The sequence below is a fragment of the Microbulbifer sp. TB1203 genome (assembly GCF_030997045.1).
Classification (GTDB): domain Bacteria; phylum Pseudomonadota; class Gammaproteobacteria; order Pseudomonadales; family Cellvibrionaceae; genus Microbulbifer.
The window spans coordinates 1,909,649-1,924,604 of sequence record NZ_CP116899.1; the positions used below are offsets into that span (position 1 = coordinate 1,909,649).

Below are 14,956 nucleotides of genomic sequence, written 5' to 3' on the forward strand. Positions count from 1 at the left end.
TCAGTGCGGCGGCGAGCTGCTGAAGCTGTGCAGCACCAGTTCCTGTGCCTCCAGGTCCAGGAAACTGCTGGCCTGTATCTGCAAACCATCGCGTCTCCAGGCGCGCTGGTCGTGATCGTTCAGCGAAACCATCACCAGGTTGACGCCCGGTTTGAACAGTCCGTCAGGCAGGTGCTGGTGGGGGCCGTAGACCCGCCGCACTTTTCTGCCGTTGATGTAGAGGTGGCCGTGCCCTGTCGGCCGTCGCCCCTTCATAGCCAGCTCCGGCGGCCCCATCTGGAAGTCCACCACGTGGATATAGAGGTTCAGGCCCGAAATCTCGTCGCGGTAGAAGCGCAGGGAAATTTTTGGCACTGGATTGGCTGCGGGAACTTCCAGGGCTGCAACATTGGTCATGATCATTTTCTGTACATCTGTCAAATTGAGTTTGGGTATGATCCCTTGGGGCTTTCAGCCTGCCCGACAGTCAATCCTTTCACTGATAAGTAATTACGAAAAAGGAGTACCAAAACCCTCAAGAACTGGAATTGCTTCTTTAAATGCTCAATAACTAATCAGAAGCTTCGGGTTTCCAGGGCAGCGCTTTTACGGTGAGAAAAGTAACAGCGAAATTTGAGGGAAATTTGAGGAACTGGAGCTGTATCCCGCCTTTTCGTGACCACCAGGGCAGACGCTGATCAAAACACCTGTTTCTGAGTGTTTTTTGTACGGACCCACAACTTTATCCTTTTGTCGTGCAGCCGTCCGACGATGCTGTCGTCGGTGAGTGCCTGCCATTCGAAATCGCCGCCGATACGCAAGGTGAGATCGCGCGTGCGAACCAGGGCGTAGTCAAGGCCGGCGCTCGCCCGCTGTGCCTTGCCTTCGAGCTCGAGCTCGCGACCGGTATCGTCGATGTTTTCGTAGGTGAGCGTACTGAGGTCAAGGTGCGCCTTCGGTCCGCCGATGAATAGCGGCATGTCGAAACCGAGGCGGCCGTAGCGCATGCCTTCGGAGGCGAGGACCTGCACACGGGTGTCGTCGCCAAAGCCGGAAATATCGGCCAGGCTGAGCAGACCGGTTTGCTGCGCACGGCCGGTGCTGTGGCTACCGTGATTGTCCGCCGATAGCGCCGCGCCAAAGACCGGCGCCTGCTCGACATCAATGATCAGACGACTGGTATTGGGGCTATCGCCCGCTTGCAGGCGCGCCCTGGTGCTTACACCGGGCAGGTCGTTTAACCGCAACAGGGTTTCTTCCAGGTCTCGCCTGGTCAGGTGATCGGACGTGACACGACCTTGAATCATGCCGCGCAAAACCCGGTTGCGGATGCGGACGCCGGTACCCGGGGCGAATTCGACTTTCTCGATCAGCCCTTCGATGATTTCGATGGTGATCACGCCGTTGGTGATGTCCTGGGGGGGCAGGACGGCGCGGGCCAGAAGAAAACCCTGTTGCTGAAGCGTATAGGTAATACGGTCAGCCAGTGCCTGCAACCCGGCAACCCCGAGCCTGAGGCCCTCCACCTCCACAGAGCCCGCACCTCCGGCTTCGGCGAGAAGTTCTACCTTGCCGGTATAGCGGATTTCCTTGACCAGGACGGTTTCGCCGGTTTCGGACTCTACTGCGGGCGCTTTGTCCGGTGTTTCGTCCGGTTGGGGAATCCGGTTTTCCAGGCGCTCCAGCTCCCTTGCCCGCTCCTGTTCGCGCAGCAAAGATCCCGCGTCTTGTTGAACCTGCGCAGACACCAAAGCGGGCATACAAACAAGTGCCCCCGCAAAGAGCCCACAGAGATGAAGCTTCCCAGATAAACCACGTTCCACAAAAATCTCCCCCCAAAAAAAGGCCCCGAACTTTTTATCGCCCGCACAATCGTTCCGTCGAGTATGCGGAATTTCGGATATATCTCAGTTTTCTTCCGTTCTCTGGCCAGATAGAGATGACAAGGGTAGCGCCCAAATGTGGGGGAAATTTGAGGATCAATTTTCGCCCACCGGCCGGTGCAACAGGAGAAGGCCGGCGCACGGTCTTCCCCGCGCCACGTATAGCAGCTGCGCCAAGTATCACGGCTCGCCGTCCGCTGGCGCCTTGAGTTAAAAACGCGCGCCACAGTAGCGTCAACGAGCGTTTCAACACAATAGAATCAAGCGGATACAGGCGATTATTATCAATACGCGCAAATTTCCGGTCTTCCGGTAGTCAGTTTGCGCAGACCCTTCTGGCCGTACTGGTCATATCCGAAGACGGGGAATCACATTTTTGCGATCCAATGCCGCCATTCACTGCCCGCGCGAACGTCCACATCCCGAATGCCCGCCTCCGCCAGCCGCTCCCGCGCCAGGGCGCGTACCTGTCCCGGCGTCATACCGTAAAGCGCGCGAAATGCCCGCCCGAGATTGGCCTTGTGGCTAAAGCAGTGTGCCTCGGCGATCTCTTCGATCGTGCGATGCCTCTGTACCGGATCGGTCAGTGCCTCGCGAACAAGTGCCAGGCGCTGCCTGCGCAGCCATGATGCAAATCCTCCGAAGGATTCAAACAGGTAGCTGAGTTTACGCAGGGAGATTCCGAACTGTCCGGCCACCTGCTCAGCGGTAATATCCGCGTTCGGCAACGCCCCCTTTACATGACGGCAAATGGTATTGAGGAGCGCGTTTTCCACGCCCAGGATTGTCTCTTCCCTATCGGTGCAGCCATTGAGCGCGGCAGCGGCGAGCCCCAGCGTCGGCGAGATCACCGCCCGGGCATCTTCAATGGTCATGGACGCTGCCTGCTCCATCAGTGCCTGTAAATGGCTACGCAGCAAGGCCACAAGAGGTTTCTGACCGGAAAGAATGCGCATAGAGTGAATGTCCGGCGCCTCGAGCGAAGGAGACAGGAGACGGCGCGGTATGATCAGGTTGATTGCGTCGGAGCGCGCCGCAAGACTCGAAAGCGGTTGCGCCAGATCGGTGATCCAGAGATCGCCAGGTTGAGTGCTGTTTATTTCGCCTTTATTATCGCGCCGTGCAACCCCTCCCGTCAGGTAAAATTGCAGCAGATAATGATCAACCCCATCGCGGCCGATGCGCAGGTTGGAACGCTCATAGCTCTGGGCACCGACATGCGCGCTGGCCAGCATGAGGTCACCCAACATGTAGGCATCTATGGACGCCTGGAATGCCTCGCCCGACACATCATTCACGCGCGCATCAAACATCACATCGATGCTTTCATACCAGGCCGTCAACGTTTCTTTCGGGGTCATCCCGTGGGTGTCAAATCGGGAATGAGGAATTTTTTCGCTCAATTGAACTTCTTCTCTTTTATAGTTTTTATCGTTTTATTGTTTTCACTAGCCCGTCGGCCAGCTGGCGACACCGGCTACCGGTGCCGCCTGCTGACCCATGCCATGCAGTAGTCATCGATTTATCTATCACGGCGGCGAGCTGCTGAAACTGTGCAGCACCAGTTCCGGGGCATCCAGGTCGACAAAACTGCTGGCAAGTCTCTGTTTGCCGTCGCGCTCCAGGCGCGAAGAGCGTGGCCGTTGAGCTCATCCAGGTCGCCGTTACCCTGGGCCGTGAGGCCGGTGTCGTAGTGGTAATCCTTGAAGTGGACGCCGCTGTCAGCGCCGATGGAGTGGCCAGACGTGGAGGTGGCAGCCCTGTCAGTGTCCGGGTCCACCAACTTGGCGGCTGCGCTCGCCATCGGCGCCGCAACCGCTTTCCGAACCGGCGGAGCAATCCCGCTCCACCCAGGCGGATTATACCCATGATCGGTTAGCCGTGGCGGCAAAATCATCGAGGGAGAATGGACGAAACCGTCGTCGCCAAGCTAGTCAGCAGAAGCAACAATGATGATTTTTTATACCAATCTTCCCAGGACATAGCCCATTCCTCGTACAGGTTTACATTTTTGTAGAGGCTATCAGGCAAATTTGAGGAAAATTTGAGGATTGGTAATAAGGCGCCTTTTTCATCCGGGGTGACAAAGGGCAAAATCACTTCCGTGGCCCGCCGGGACCAGCAGTTCAGGCTGGTGGAAGACGTCACAACCTTATAGTGCTCCACATACTGGCCACCCCCTATGCTTAAGAAAATCTCCCACAAACTGATGGCAACGATACTCGGGGTAACCCTGATTGCCGCCGCAGCCATCTATGCCAGTGGCTACCTTGCGGTGCGCTCCGGTCTCGGCGGTATCACCGAACAGCTCCATCGCCGCCACCTCGACAGTAACATGCTCGAGTCCATGGGCGAGGAAATCCATCAGTTGAATACCCTGATCAACGACCTGCGCACGTTGACCCAATCGGACCTGGGCGGCCTGTCCTTCCAGCGCGAACGCATACCGGCGCGGCGCTTCTTCGACGACTATGCCCACAAGGCCGCAGGCCAGTTGGAACCCCACGGCCTCAGCCTGGAACCGGATATAGAACTGGATGAAAAACTCAGCCTGTTTGCCGACAAAAGCCGTCTCAAGCAACTGCTGGACAACCTGCTGCAGAACAGCCGGCGCTACACGGATGCAGACGGCAAGGTGCAACTCTCGCTGTATCAGGACGAACGGGAACTGGTTCTGTGCTGGCAGGACAGCGCCCCCGGCGTGCCGGCGGAGAGCCTGCCGAAACTGTTCGAGCGGCTGTACCGGGTCGAGAGTTCACGCAACCGTGCAACGGGCGGATCGGGCCTGGGGCTGTCCATCTGCAAAAGTATCGTCGAGGCACAGAACGGCGTCATTGAAGCCGGACACAGCGAACTGGGCGGACTGGCGATCACCTGCCGTCTACCGTTGATGACCTGACAGGGGAGAAGGGTTTATGACTGAAGGCGCACGACTGCTGATCGTCGAGGACGAGGCCAAGGTGGCCCGACTGCTGAAAAATTTCCTGCAGGCCCAGGGCTATAAGTGCGCCCTGCTGGACCGCGGTGACTTGGTGCTGGACTGGCTGGAAAACAACCGCGCCGACGTGATGCTGCTGGATGTGATGTTGCCGGGCATGGACGGTATGGAAGTGTGCCGCGCGGTGCGCGAGCGCTCTACCATGCCCATCATCATGCTCACCGCCAGAGTGGAGGAAGTGGACCAGTTACTGGGGTTGGAGCTGGGCGCAGACGACTATATCTGCAAGCCGTTCAACCTGAAAAACGTCGCCGCCCGGGTGGCGGCGCTGCTGCGGCGGATAGAGTTTGAAGCCCAGGGCCCGGAGGCGGGTGAGCCCCGGGCGCTGCTGTTGGAAAACGACAATCGCCTGCTGCTGATGGGTCAGCCGGTGGAGTTGACCGCTACGGAATATCGCATTCTCCGCCCGCTCTACGACCACAAGGGGCGCATCTACACCCGCAGCCAGTTACTGGACCTGGCGTACAGCGACTACCGCGCCGTGACCGAGCGCAGCATCGATACCCATATCAAATCTATCCGCAAGAAAATTGCCAGTGTGGTGCCGGAGGTGGAGTTGATTCACTCCATTTATGCGATGGGATACAAGTGGGAAGATTGAGCAGTGGATGATTTCTGCAGGATGCAGCACAGCGGAGCTGTGCCAATTTCCCAACCAGCGTAGGGTGCGCCGTGCGCACCAACCCGCCCTAGTGCGGGCTCTGGCGGTATCGGTGCGCACGGCGCACCCTACGAAGCGGATTTTAGAGGTGCCTAAAGAATCTCTGAAAAACTACTGCGCGCGCCCGGTGACCGCCGCTGGGCGCACACACGGCCTGCCTTCAGGGTTTATTCCAGTGTGACACTTACCTTTTCACTTACTGACGGCTAAATCTTGGCGGCAGCTTTTTGTCCGGGAGAGTGCTGCGCAACGGGTTGATATCCAGCCCTCCCCTGCGCGTATAGCGCGCACAGACGGTCAACTCCTTGAAACTGGTCAGTCGCTGCAGGTCGCAGAAGATCCGTTCCACGCAGTGCTCGTGGAAGTCCTGGTGCTCGCGGAAGGAAATGATATAGGCCAGCAGCGCTTCCCGGTCCAGGGCGGTGCCTTTGTACTCCACGCAGACCGTTGCCCAGTCCGGCTGGCCGGTAACCGGGCAGTTGCTGCGCAGAAGGTGGCTGTAGAGGGTTTCACTCACCTGGCCGCGGCTCTCCTCCAGATTCAGCAGCGCCGCGTCGGGCTGGTAGTGGTGAATGGCGATATCCAGTTGGTCGAGACAAAAGCCCTGGGGTTTTTCCACCGCCAGTGCAGTTTCCTCCACCTGGTACAGCGCCACTGACACCTCGGCGCCGGAAACGGCACTCAGGTCCTTTGCCAGAATTTCCTGCACCACATTCCAGGAGTCGAACGGTGTCTGGTTGAACGAATTCAGGTACAGTTTGAACGACTTGGATTCCACCATCGCCGGGCTCTGCGCAGGGAAGGTAAAGCGTCCGACGGCCACCTGTGGCTTTCCTTTGGGATCGAGCCAGGAGAGTTCGAAGCCCCACCACTCGTCCACGCCGCAGAACGGCAGCTCGCTGTCGCCCAGCCCAAGGTGCGCACGGGAGATCGAGCGATTGATGGGAAACAGCAACTGCGGGTTATAGGTGGACTCGTAGCGGGTTTCCCGGCCGAGGGGAAGATCTTTCCAGTCTTCACGGTTCATAGGATTTCTTGAACTCCGTGGTTTTTCGCCTGCCTGCAAGCGAAAAAGTTAATGTCGCAAACGCTTGCCGTGGGTCATCAGGTGCAGCCCCCAGGCAAACAGCAGGACGATAAATGAGAGTACACCGGCAAAAGCCCAGACCACATTGATATCGGACACGCCCAGCACGCCGTAGCGGAAAGCGTTGACCATATACAAAATCGGGTTGAGCTTGGACAGCCCCTGCCAGAAAGGTGACAGCAACTCTATGGAATAGAAAACCCCGCCGAGATAGGTCAGCGGCGTCAGCACAAAGGTCGGGATAATGGAGATATCGTCAAAGCTGTTGGCGAAGATGGCGTTGATAAACCCCGCCAGGGAAAACAGTACCGCCGTCAGCAGCACGATGGCGATGGTGATACCGATATGCTGCACGCTCAGCGAGGTAAAAGACAGTGCGATCAGTGTTACCACCAGCCCCACGATCAGGCCCCGGGTGACGCTCCCCAGCACATATCCGGCCAGGATCACCCAGTTCGGGGTGGGCGAAACCAGCAGCTCCTCCACGTTGCGCTGGAATTTGGCGCTGTAGAAGGAGGACACCACATTGGCGTAGGAGTTGGTGATCACCGCCATCATGATCAGGCCCGGCACCACAAACTCCATATAGGAATAGCCGCCCATCTCACCGATGCGGCTGCCGATCAACGAGCCGAAAATCACGAAGTAGAGTGACATGGTGATCACCGGCGGCACCAGGGTCTGCGGCCAGATGCGCATAAAGCGGCGCACCTCCCGTCGGATAATGGTCGAAAAGGAAGTCCAGACGGCGTTGGTGTTCACTACTCTTCCCCCTCAAGCTGCTTGTTTTCCGCGAGCAGGGAGACAAACAACTCCTCCAGGCGGTTGGCGCGGTTGCGCATACTGACGATGCTGATGCCCTGCTCCCCGAGTGCGGCGAACAGCTCGGTAAGCGACTGCCCCTTCTCCACCGTCACCTCCAGGCTGTGATCGTCCAGCAGGCGCCCCTCGAAGCCTTTCAAGGCCGGGCACTCATTCAGGGTATCGCGGGAATCGAGAATAAAGACTTCCTTATTCAGGGTTTTCAGCAGTGATTTGATCGAGGTGTTCTCCACGATATCGCCCTTGTCGATTATGGCGATATTGCGGCACAGGCTCTCCGCCTCCTCCAGGTAGTGGGTGGTGAGGATAATCGTTGTGCCCTCCCGGTTGATCTCCTGTAAAAAAGTCCACATGGAGCGGCGCAGTTCGATATCCACACCGGCGGTGGGCTCGTCGAGAATCAGCAGTTTGGGCTCGTGAATCAGCGCCCGCGCGATCATCAGCCGGCGCTTCATGCCGCCGGAGAGCATACGTGCCTGGGTGCCGCGTTTGTCCCACAGCCCCAGCTGCTTGAGATATTTTTCCGTGCGCTCCTCCGCCAGCTTGCGCGGCATGCCGTAGAAACCACCCTGGGTAACGACGATATCGTAGACCTTCTCGAACTGGCTGAAATTGAACTCCTGGGGCACCACGCCCAGCAGCTGTTTGGCCGCGGGAAAATTCTCGTCGATATCGATACCGAAGATAGACACCTGGCCCGCGGTCTTGCGCACCAGCGAGCAGATAATACCGATGGTGGTGGACTTGCCGGCGCCATTGGGGCCCAGCAGAGCGAAAAAGTCCCCCGGCTGCACCTCGAAGCTGATGCCGTTCAGCGCCCGAAAGCCATTGTCGTAGGTTTTTTGCAGATTGCGGATGGAGAGCGCGGCTGTCATTACTGCCTCCTGGAATTGAGCGCCTATTCAACGCCCATGGCCGGCATATTTCAACCGGACAAAGTTTGCGGGAAACGCCAAGGGTGAATCGGGCACCCTGTAGGAGCTTGCTTGCAAGCGAATCACTACGGAGCCCTGCTCCTTTCGCCTGCAAGCAGGCTCCTGATATGGATTGACCTGTCAACTATTGGCACTGCATTTTCCGTTGTTCCTCTCTGTCAGTGGCTTCGGGTCAGGACATGAAAGGCTGTTTGCGACGGTGGATCATTCTGATATGCGTGGGTTGGTTACCGACCTGACTTCACTTCGTCGCGGAGCTGCCTTTCTCTACTGTCGTGGGTCACCCTCCGGGCTCGAAGGGCGCCACATAGGAGCCTCTAGGGTTCTCCTCACCGGCCTCCCATGCCCTGACCCGAAGCCACTGACAACAGTTCATGCCACAACCTTGCTGCCGTGCGGCTTGCCGGCTACTTCACAGGCGATCGCCCAGATAAAACCCGCCAGCTCGCGGGCTATCGCTGTGACGACCACGTTCTTCAATTTGCCGGCCTGCAGCAGCTTCTGGTAACGAGGCTGTAGAAAAACTCCGGCCTTTCGTTCTGGTTATATTTTACCCAGAAAATCGCGCTCCTACGTGAATTCTGGACCTGTTTTGTATGGCGAAAAGCATTTCAGAGCACTCTCCGCACGAAAACTTTGCCACTTCAAGAAGTGCTCGAGTTTTTCTACAGCCTGAACGCCCACACAAGCGCTTCTGGCTCTCCCAAGCTATGGCTTGCACCCGGTCTGAGGTCTTCTCGGCCCGCCGCTGGATACAGCGTGTCTTGCGCGCCGGGTAGCGGTAGCTGTGCGCTGATTCCACCAGTACCCGCCGCACGTGGCCGTTGCCCGTGCGGGTGATGCCGCCCTGGCGACGACTCTCCCCGCTGGAGTGTTCGCTGGGTACCACGCCAAGATAGGCCATCAGTTCCCGTGGGGAGTCGAAGCGGGTGATGTCTCCCAGCTCCGCCAGGATCGTCATCGCGGTAACCACGTCGACACCACGCAGGGCCATCAGGCCTTCCGCCACCGGCTGCAATGTCCAACCTTGCAGCGCCTCGCGCATGACCTTCTCCAGGTCTTCTACCCGCTGCTGAGCCGCACTGACCGCATCGACGTACTCCTGCAAGACGATCTGCTGGACGGGACTGTCAAACTTCACTTCCTCCAGCCAGCGCCAATGGGCCTGGGTCCAGCGGCTCTTCCCCTGGTAAACCTTACCGTGCCGGAGCAGGAAGGCGCCCAGTCGCTGGCGGGATTTCAGCTCTATCGCCTTCATGTCCTCCCGCGCACGGGTCAGATCGCGTATGGCTTCCTGTTCCTGGTCCGGTACCCACACCGGGGTCAGCTCTCCAGCTCTGTGCAGGCGCGCCAGCATCTGGGCATCCCGGCGATCCGTCTTTAGCCGCTCCCCCGGCTTGCGGGGGATCAGCGATGGCGCTACCACGTCGCACTCATGGCCCCGGTTGGTCAGCTCGCGATACAGCCCGTAGCCGGTGGGGCCCGCTTCATAACAGACGTTCAGTACCTCACCATTGGGGCTCAAGCGCTTGAGCAGCTTGCGGATAGAGGTGCTGTCGTGCGCAATTTCTCCCAAGTACTCCGGGTTGTCCCGCCCTTCCCGGGCCACCGCAACCGCAATACTGTTCTTGTGAACATCCAAACCGACGTAGATATTGTTAAACTCTTGCATGACCTGCCCCCTCGATGTGGCTCTGTGTTTAGGGTTCTTTCCAGCCTCCAAACATAACCCACGATGTCGAGGCTGGGCAGGTCAATCCATGATGTCTACAGGGAGACAATGCAGGCATCTGTAGGGCGAACCTTGTGTTCGTCCGGCGGATTCAGAAAATTGCGCAAAAAAAAGCCGCTCGATTGAGCGGCTTTTTTATTTGGAGCGGGAAACCGGGCTCGAACCGGCGACCTCAACCTTGGCAAGGTTGCGCTCTACCAACTGAGCTATTCCCGCCTGACTGTCTTCTCGGATCACCTGCAGTGACCCTTCGAATATGGCATCCCCAAGGGGAGTCGAACCCCTGTTACCGCCGTGAAAGGGCGGTGTCCTAGGCCTCTAGACGATGGGGACAGAAAACTTGCACTTGGTCCATCAGGGCCAATGCTGCCACACTGTCGATGGCATCGCCACTAGATATCTCAGTGGCACTCTGCGGTGCATGGATGCACCGCCGCCGGCTTGCCGGCGCGAGCAGCGAAAAACCAGCAAAATCACATTTTTGCGCCAGCTTTTTCGCTGCGACGTTTTGTTAAAAAAACATGGATGTTTTTTAACAAAACGTAGGTATATGGAGCGGGAAACCGGGTTCGAACCGGCGACCTCAACCTTGGCAAGGTTGCGCTCTACCAACTGAGCTATTCCCGCATGGCGTCCCCTAGGGGAGTCGAACCCCTGTTACCGCCGTGAAAGGGCGGTGTCCTAGGCCTCTAGACGAAGGGGACCCGGAACTCCTCTGCCGCCCGGCTGGCGTCTGAAAGATCAGCACTGCGTCAGAAGTGGGGCGCATTCTATGTAGCACCCCCGGGGCTGTCAACACCCGCGGGATAACTTTTGCTGTATTTTTTTCTTTCTAAGTCAGGCACTTACCCGCTTCACTCCGACCTAGGATTTGCCCCGGCCCTCCATCTCCGAGAGAAACTCCCGAATGCGTTTGGCATTGGTTCCCAGGTCGCTCTTGCCCACACGGGAGCTGGAGCGCACATCCACCCGGCTACCCTCTCCTTCCGCCCGTACCCGTACCACTATATCGTCCCGGAATCCCAGCAACGGGGTCCTGTCCACCGCTTCCAGGTGGCCGCGACGGTTGTCCTGCGCCACCACCCGCCAGCCCATGTCTCCGGCCACGTCGGCCGCCAGTTGGGTGGCCTGTTCCACCGGCAGGGCCAGTTGCAGCGGCTGGATATCCGAGTAGATATCTGCCTCGCGCTGCTGGTTCGCCACCGGCTCCCCGGCGTATTCGGCGCTGTTGTCGCCCTCCTCGCGCAGGGACAGCACCTGTTCATACCGGGGCGGGTCCCTGGTATCGGTGGTGATATCGTGGATCGGCGGCACCTCGAAGTTGTTCTTGCCCACGGTGAGCAGCGGTACCGCCACCGGCAACAGCCCCAGCACCATGCCCCAGAGCGCCGCGCGACGGCTCTCCGGGTGTCGCTTTACCAGCCCCCAGATAAACACCGGCATGCACAGCAGCGCCACCGCCAGTGCCGCCAGGCCGGCGTACCTGAATACCTGGAACACCAGGCGGAAGTGCACCAGTTCCAGGCGCAGGGCCAGGCCCGCAAGAAGGATGATCGTCAGCAGCAGCACCTGAATGCCCACCAGCCAGCGGCTCCAGTGTCCCTCTGTCATTTTTCCTCTCCCTGATCGGGGTCGAATTTTACCGATAGCGAGTTTACACAGTAACGCAATCCCGTCTCTGTGGGGCCGTCTGGAAATACATGCCCCAGATGGCAGCCGCAGTTGGCACAGACGATTTCCGTGCGCTGCATTCCCAGGGTGTTGTCCACCCGCTCTTCCACCACGCCCTGGCGGGCTTCCGCGTCGAAGCTGGGCCAGCCGCAACCGGCATCGAACTTGGATTCGGACTCGAACAACACCTCGCCGCAACAGCGGCAGCGATAGCTGCCGTCCTCGAAGAGATCCCAGTACTCACCGGAAAACGGCCGCTCCGTGCCGGCCTCGCGACACACCTGAAATTCTTCCGGTGAAAGCTTGTCGCGCCAGTAGTTATCGCCTTTTTCTTTTGACATACTCTGCTCCTTTTCCACCCATCCTTTTTGTAGGAGCGGCCCATGGCCGCGATCGGACTTCGTCAGAACCACAGATCGCGGCCATGGGCCGCTCCTACAGGGAAACCGCTTTAGGGTTACCACAGCCATCATGAAGGACATTCTCAAATCGGAAAAGCTGCACGGCGTCTGCTACGAAATCCGCGGCCCGGTCATGGAGGCGGCCTACCGCATGGAGGAAGAGGGCCACCGCATCTTCAAGCTGAATATCGGCAATCCGGCCCCCTTCGGTTTCGACGCCCCGGATGAGATTATCCAGGATGTGATCCACAACCTGTCCCAGGCCCAGGGCTACGTGGAATCCAAGGGCCTGTTCGCCGCCCGCAAGGCCATTATGCAGGAGTGCCAGACCCTGGGCATCGAGGGTGTGGATATCGACGATATCTACCTCGGCAACGGCGTCTCCGAGCTGATTTCCATGGCCACCCAGGCACTGCTCAACAACGGCGACGAACTGCTGCTGCCGATGCCCAACTATCCCCTGTGGATGGCCGCCACCAACCTCACCGGCGCACACCCGGTACTCTACCGCTGCGACGAACAGGCGGACTGGCTGCCGGATATCGACGATATCAAGGCCAAGATCACCCCACGCACCCGCGGCATCGTGGTCATCAATCCCAACAATCCCACCGGCGCCGTGTATCCCCGCGCGCTGCTGGAGGAAATTGTAGAACTCGCACGGGTGCACGACCTGGTGATCTTCGCCGACGAGATCTACAGCAAGATCCTCTACGACGACGCGGAGTTCACCCCCCTGGCCAAACTGGCGGAGGATGTGCTCTGCCTGAGCTTCAACGGTCTCTCCAAGTCCTACCGGCTGGCGGGCTTCCGCTCCGGCTGGATGATTGTCAGTGGCGCCAAGCACCGCGCCCGCGGCTTCGTGGAGGGCATGGATATCCTCTCCTCCATGCGCCTGTGCGGCAATGTACCGGCGATGTTCGCGGTGCAGACGGCCCTCGGCGGCTACCAGAGCATCAGGGACCTGGTGCTCCCCGGCGGCCGCCTGCGAGAGCAGCGGGACCTGGCCTGCCAGATGCTGAACGATATCCCCGGGGTCAGCTGCGTCAAACCCAGCGGGGCCATTTACCTGTTCCCGAAACTGCACCTGGACAGGCACCGCATCGACGACGACGAACACTTCGTACTGGAATTCCTGCGCCAGGAAAAAATCCTGCTGGTACAGGGCAGCGCCTTCCACTGGGACGCACCGGACCACCTGCGCATCGTCTTCCTCCCCCGGGTCGACGACCTGTCCCACGCCATCGGCCGCCTGGGGGAATTCCTGGAGCGCTACTCAGCCCGATGATGGACGATCTGCATATCCACGACTTCTACAAAGATGCCGGGCGGATACTGCTGGCGCTGTACAACCAGTTCCCCGCCCCGGCCACCGTCTATGTGGAGGACATCGCCGGCCCGGACACCCCGGACGAGTTCGGGCTGCACTCCCCCCGGCACCTGGCCTGCCTCGGGGCGATCAGCTGGCTGAAGCAGTATGGCTATATCCACTTCTCCCAGTTGGTGCGCCAGGAGGCGGTGGAGGAAGCGGTGCTGAGCCATCGGGGATTTTTGCTGCTGGTCAGCCGGGACGGCGGCGGCCAGAGCAATGCACAGTTGCTGCACGATACCCTGCGCAACGGTTCCTCGCCGCAGTTGCAGGAACTGATGGAGCATTTGATGCGGGAGTTTCACACCCAGTAGGAGCGGCGGGGCGGCCATCCGCCATGCCCGCGATCGATGCTTGATCTGGCACTGATCGCGGGCATGGCCCGCTCCTACAGAGAAAGTGCTGCGGACGTTATTTGCGGAATTTGACGTGCAGCATCTTCAAGGCCGCATCCGGGTCGCTGTCGGGAAAATCCGGATTCTGCGGCAGGCGCTCCACCACCTCATAGCGGCTGTCCGCCCGCCCGATCAACTCGCGGAAATGCGCTTCGCTGTGACGCGGCGAGTTGAGCACCACCAGCAGGTCCGCCTCCTGCGCCAGGCAACCGGGCAGTTGCTTCAATAGTTTTTCGTAATTCTCACTCACGTCGAAGCGGCCCTTCTGCCGTGTGGGCGGATCGACGACCGCCAGTTGGAAGGGACCGCGGCGGTCGAAGCGGTTGAATTCGCGCAGGGCATCCAACTGCAGAAATTTGATCCCCTTCAAAGGCAGCTTGTTGAACAGGTGATTTTCCCGGCCGCGCTTGAGCACACCGCCGTTCACATCGATATTCACCACCTCCACTTCGCCGGCGGCGCGCGCCACCGCGGAAAAGGCGCAGGTGAAGGCGAACAGGTTGAGCAGTTTGAGGCCGCCTTCCCCGCCGGCGCGCTCCCGTACCCGCTGCTCCAGCCAGCGGCGTCCGGGTTCGATATCGAGGAAAAAGCCCACATTCTGCCGCGCGAAGGTCAGCGGAAATTTGAGATCGCCGCGGCGCGCCACCGGTTCCATCACCGGCTGGCCGCAGGGCCAGTCCACCGGTGCGCCCGGCAGGTAGCGTCGCTGCGTTGCCAGGCCGAGATAGCCTCGGGGCTCAGCCAGTTGCCAGAGCCGCTCGCACAGCTCCGCCTCCCTCTCCTGTTCTTCGAAAAAGGTAACCAGCAGCGCCGGGGAAAAACTGTCCACGCAAACCTGCTCCAGCCCCGGATAACAACGGCCGCGGCCGTGAAACAGGCGCCGGCTGTCCGCGCCCGCCTCCGCCAGCTTTGCTCCCACCTCTTCCAGCAGGCTGTTCCTATACATTATCTCTTCCCACCATCGCGCTGTAGGAGCGGCGGGGCGGCCATCCGCCCCGCCGCTCCTACAGGAAAAAGTTTCCA

At 59.4% G+C, this 14,956-nt stretch carries 16 protein-coding genes, 4 tRNA genes and 1 pseudogene; 4 read left to right on the top strand and 17 right to left on the bottom strand.

All coding sequences use genetic code 11. The annotated features are described in order from the left end of the window. The 5 genes from PP263_RS08125 to PP263_RS08145 all read right to left on the bottom strand — a co-directional run bounded on the left by PP263_RS08125 (position 1) and on the right by PP263_RS08145 (position 4,010). Positions 1–396: a hypothetical protein gene (locus PP263_RS08125; protein ID WP_308367900.1), complete on the bottom strand. Its 396-nt coding sequence runs from the start codon at positions 394–396 to the stop codon at positions 1–3. A gap of 281 nt (positions 397–677) precedes the next feature. Then, positions 678–1,739, bottom strand: coding sequence for a POTRA domain-containing protein (locus PP263_RS08130; protein ID WP_308367901.1), 1,062 nt, complete (start codon positions 1,737–1,739; stop codon positions 678–680). Between the two features lie 491 nt (positions 1,740–2,230). Beyond that, the gene (locus tag PP263_RS08135) at positions 2,231–3,265 is read right to left on the bottom strand and encodes a helix-turn-helix domain-containing protein (RefSeq protein WP_308367902.1); all 1,035 of its coding nucleotides are present in this window, start codon (positions 3,263–3,265) and stop codon (positions 2,231–2,233) included. Between the two features lie 119 nt (positions 3,266–3,384). Beyond that, on the bottom strand, positions 3,385–3,666 hold the full coding sequence (locus tag PP263_RS08140) for a hypothetical protein (protein WP_308367903.1): 282 nt from the start codon (positions 3,664–3,666) through the stop codon (positions 3,385–3,387). Positions 3,667–3,755: 89 nt separating this feature from the next. Beyond that, the gene (locus PP263_RS08145; RefSeq protein WP_308367904.1) at positions 3,756–4,010 is read right to left on the bottom strand and encodes a hypothetical protein; all 255 of its coding nucleotides are present in this window, start codon (positions 4,008–4,010) and stop codon (positions 3,756–3,758) included. 34 nt (positions 4,011–4,044) lie between these two features. Between PP263_RS08145 and PP263_RS08150 the strand changes: the two genes are divergently transcribed. Further along, positions 4,045–4,761 carry an ATP-binding protein gene (locus PP263_RS08150; RefSeq protein ID WP_308367905.1) on the top strand — a complete coding sequence of 239 codons (717 nt, stop codon included), beginning with the start codon at positions 4,045–4,047 and terminating at the stop codon, positions 4,759–4,761. 16 nt (positions 4,762–4,777) lie between these two features. After that, a complete protein-coding gene (locus tag PP263_RS08155; protein ID WP_308367906.1) occupies positions 4,778–5,461 on the top strand; it encodes a response regulator in 684 nt (227 codons plus the stop codon). Positions 5,462–5,717: 256 nt separating this feature from the next. Here PP263_RS08155 and queF read toward each other — a convergent pair whose 3' ends face one another. The 11 genes and pseudogenes from queF to msrB form a co-directional block, all read right to left on the bottom strand. After that, positions 5,718–6,548 (bottom strand): NADPH-dependent 7-cyano-7-deazaguanine reductase QueF, encoded by an 831-nt coding sequence (gene queF, locus PP263_RS08160; RefSeq protein ID WP_308367907.1) that lies wholly within the window; start codon positions 6,546–6,548, stop codon positions 5,718–5,720. Positions 6,549–6,596: 48 nt separating this feature from the next. Further along, positions 6,597–7,370 carry an ABC transporter permease gene (locus tag PP263_RS08165; RefSeq protein ID WP_308367908.1) on the bottom strand — a complete coding sequence of 258 codons (774 nt, stop codon included), beginning with the start codon at positions 7,368–7,370 and terminating at the stop codon, positions 6,597–6,599. Beyond that, positions 7,370–8,305 (bottom strand): ABC transporter ATP-binding protein, encoded by a 936-nt coding sequence (locus tag PP263_RS08170; protein WP_308367909.1) that lies wholly within the window; start codon positions 8,303–8,305, stop codon positions 7,370–7,372. The genes PP263_RS08165 and PP263_RS08170 overlap by 1 nt, the downstream gene beginning before the upstream one ends. 432 nt (positions 8,306–8,737) lie before the next feature. Further along, a pseudogene (locus PP263_RS08175) lies at positions 8,738–8,875 on the bottom strand (IS110 family transposase); the annotation flags it as partial. 40 nt (positions 8,876–8,915) lie between these two features. Further along, positions 8,916–10,037, bottom strand: a complete 1,122-nt coding sequence (locus tag PP263_RS08180; RefSeq protein WP_308367910.1) for an IS110 family transposase — start codon at positions 10,035–10,037, stop codon at positions 8,916–8,918. A gap of 200 nt (positions 10,038–10,237) precedes the next feature. Then, a tRNA-Gly gene (locus tag PP263_RS08185) sits at positions 10,238–10,313 on the bottom strand. Positions 10,314–10,354: 41 nt separating this feature from the next. After that, a tRNA-Glu gene (locus PP263_RS08190) sits at positions 10,355–10,430 on the bottom strand. 218 nt (positions 10,431–10,648) lie between these two features. Then, positions 10,649–10,724, bottom strand: a tRNA-Gly gene (locus PP263_RS08195). A gap of 1 nt (position 10,725) precedes the next feature. Beyond that, positions 10,726–10,801, bottom strand: a tRNA-Glu gene (locus tag PP263_RS08200). Positions 10,802–10,961: 160 nt separating this feature from the next. Then, complete coding sequence (locus PP263_RS08205) at positions 10,962–11,708, bottom strand: DUF1499 domain-containing protein (RefSeq protein ID WP_308367911.1); 747 nt, start codon at positions 11,706–11,708, stop codon at positions 10,962–10,964. Then, complete coding sequence (gene msrB, locus PP263_RS08210) at positions 11,705–12,109, bottom strand: peptide-methionine (R)-S-oxide reductase MsrB (protein WP_308367912.1); 405 nt, start codon at positions 12,107–12,109, stop codon at positions 11,705–11,707. Before msrB ends, PP263_RS08205 begins: the two co-directional genes overlap by 4 nt. A gap of 130 nt (positions 12,110–12,239) precedes the next feature. Between msrB and PP263_RS08215 the strand changes: the two genes are divergently transcribed. Then, on the top strand, positions 12,240–13,457 hold the full coding sequence (locus PP263_RS08215) for a pyridoxal phosphate-dependent aminotransferase (protein ID WP_308367913.1): 1,218 nt from the start codon (positions 12,240–12,242) through the stop codon (positions 13,455–13,457). Further along, a complete protein-coding gene (locus tag PP263_RS08220; protein ID WP_308367914.1) occupies positions 13,454–13,852 on the top strand; it encodes a hypothetical protein in 399 nt (132 codons plus the stop codon). The genes PP263_RS08215 and PP263_RS08220 overlap by 4 nt, the downstream gene beginning before the upstream one ends. 97 nt (positions 13,853–13,949) lie before the next feature. Here PP263_RS08220 and PP263_RS08225 read toward each other — a convergent pair whose 3' ends face one another. Further along, entirely contained in the window at positions 13,950–14,879 is a 930-nt protein-coding gene (locus PP263_RS08225; RefSeq protein ID WP_308367915.1) for a class I SAM-dependent methyltransferase, read from the bottom strand. Between the last annotated feature and the right edge of the window lie 77 nt (positions 14,880–14,956).

Coding starts and splice junctions, on each gene's coding strand:
- PP263_RS08125 (WP_308367900.1), bottom strand. CDS start 396: ATGACCAATGTTGCAGCCCTGGAAGTTCCCGCAGCCAATCCAGTGCCA.
- PP263_RS08130 (WP_308367901.1), bottom strand. CDS start 1,739: ATGCCCGCTTTGGTGTCTGCGCAGGTTCAACAAGACGCGGGATCTTTG.
- PP263_RS08140 (WP_308367903.1), bottom strand. CDS start 3,666: ATGGCGAGCGCAGCCGCCAAGTTGGTGGACCCGGACACTGACAGGGCT.
- PP263_RS08150 (WP_308367905.1), top strand. CDS start 4,045: ATGCTTAAGAAAATCTCCCACAAACTGATGGCAACGATACTCGGGGTA.
- PP263_RS08155 (WP_308367906.1), top strand. CDS start 4,778: ATGACTGAAGGCGCACGACTGCTGATCGTCGAGGACGAGGCCAAGGTG.
- queF (WP_308367907.1), bottom strand. CDS start 6,548: ATGAACCGTGAAGACTGGAAAGATCTTCCCCTCGGCCGGGAAACCCGC.
- PP263_RS08170 (WP_308367909.1), bottom strand. CDS start 8,305: ATGACAGCCGCGCTCTCCATCCGCAATCTGCAAAAAACCTACGACAAT.
- PP263_RS08180 (WP_308367910.1), bottom strand. CDS start 10,037: ATGCAAGAGTTTAACAATATCTACGTCGGTTTGGATGTTCACAAGAAC.
- PP263_RS08205 (WP_308367911.1), bottom strand. CDS start 11,708: ATGACAGAGGGACACTGGAGCCGCTGGCTGGTGGGCATTCAGGTGCTG.
- msrB (WP_308367912.1), bottom strand. CDS start 12,109: ATGTCAAAAGAAAAAGGCGATAACTACTGGCGCGACAAGCTTTCACCG.
- PP263_RS08215 (WP_308367913.1), top strand. CDS start 12,240: ATGAAGGACATTCTCAAATCGGAAAAGCTGCACGGCGTCTGCTACGAA.
- PP263_RS08220 (WP_308367914.1), top strand. CDS start 13,454: ATGATGGACGATCTGCATATCCACGACTTCTACAAAGATGCCGGGCGG.
- PP263_RS08225 (WP_308367915.1), bottom strand. CDS start 14,879: ATGTATAGGAACAGCCTGCTGGAAGAGGTGGGAGCAAAGCTGGCGGAG.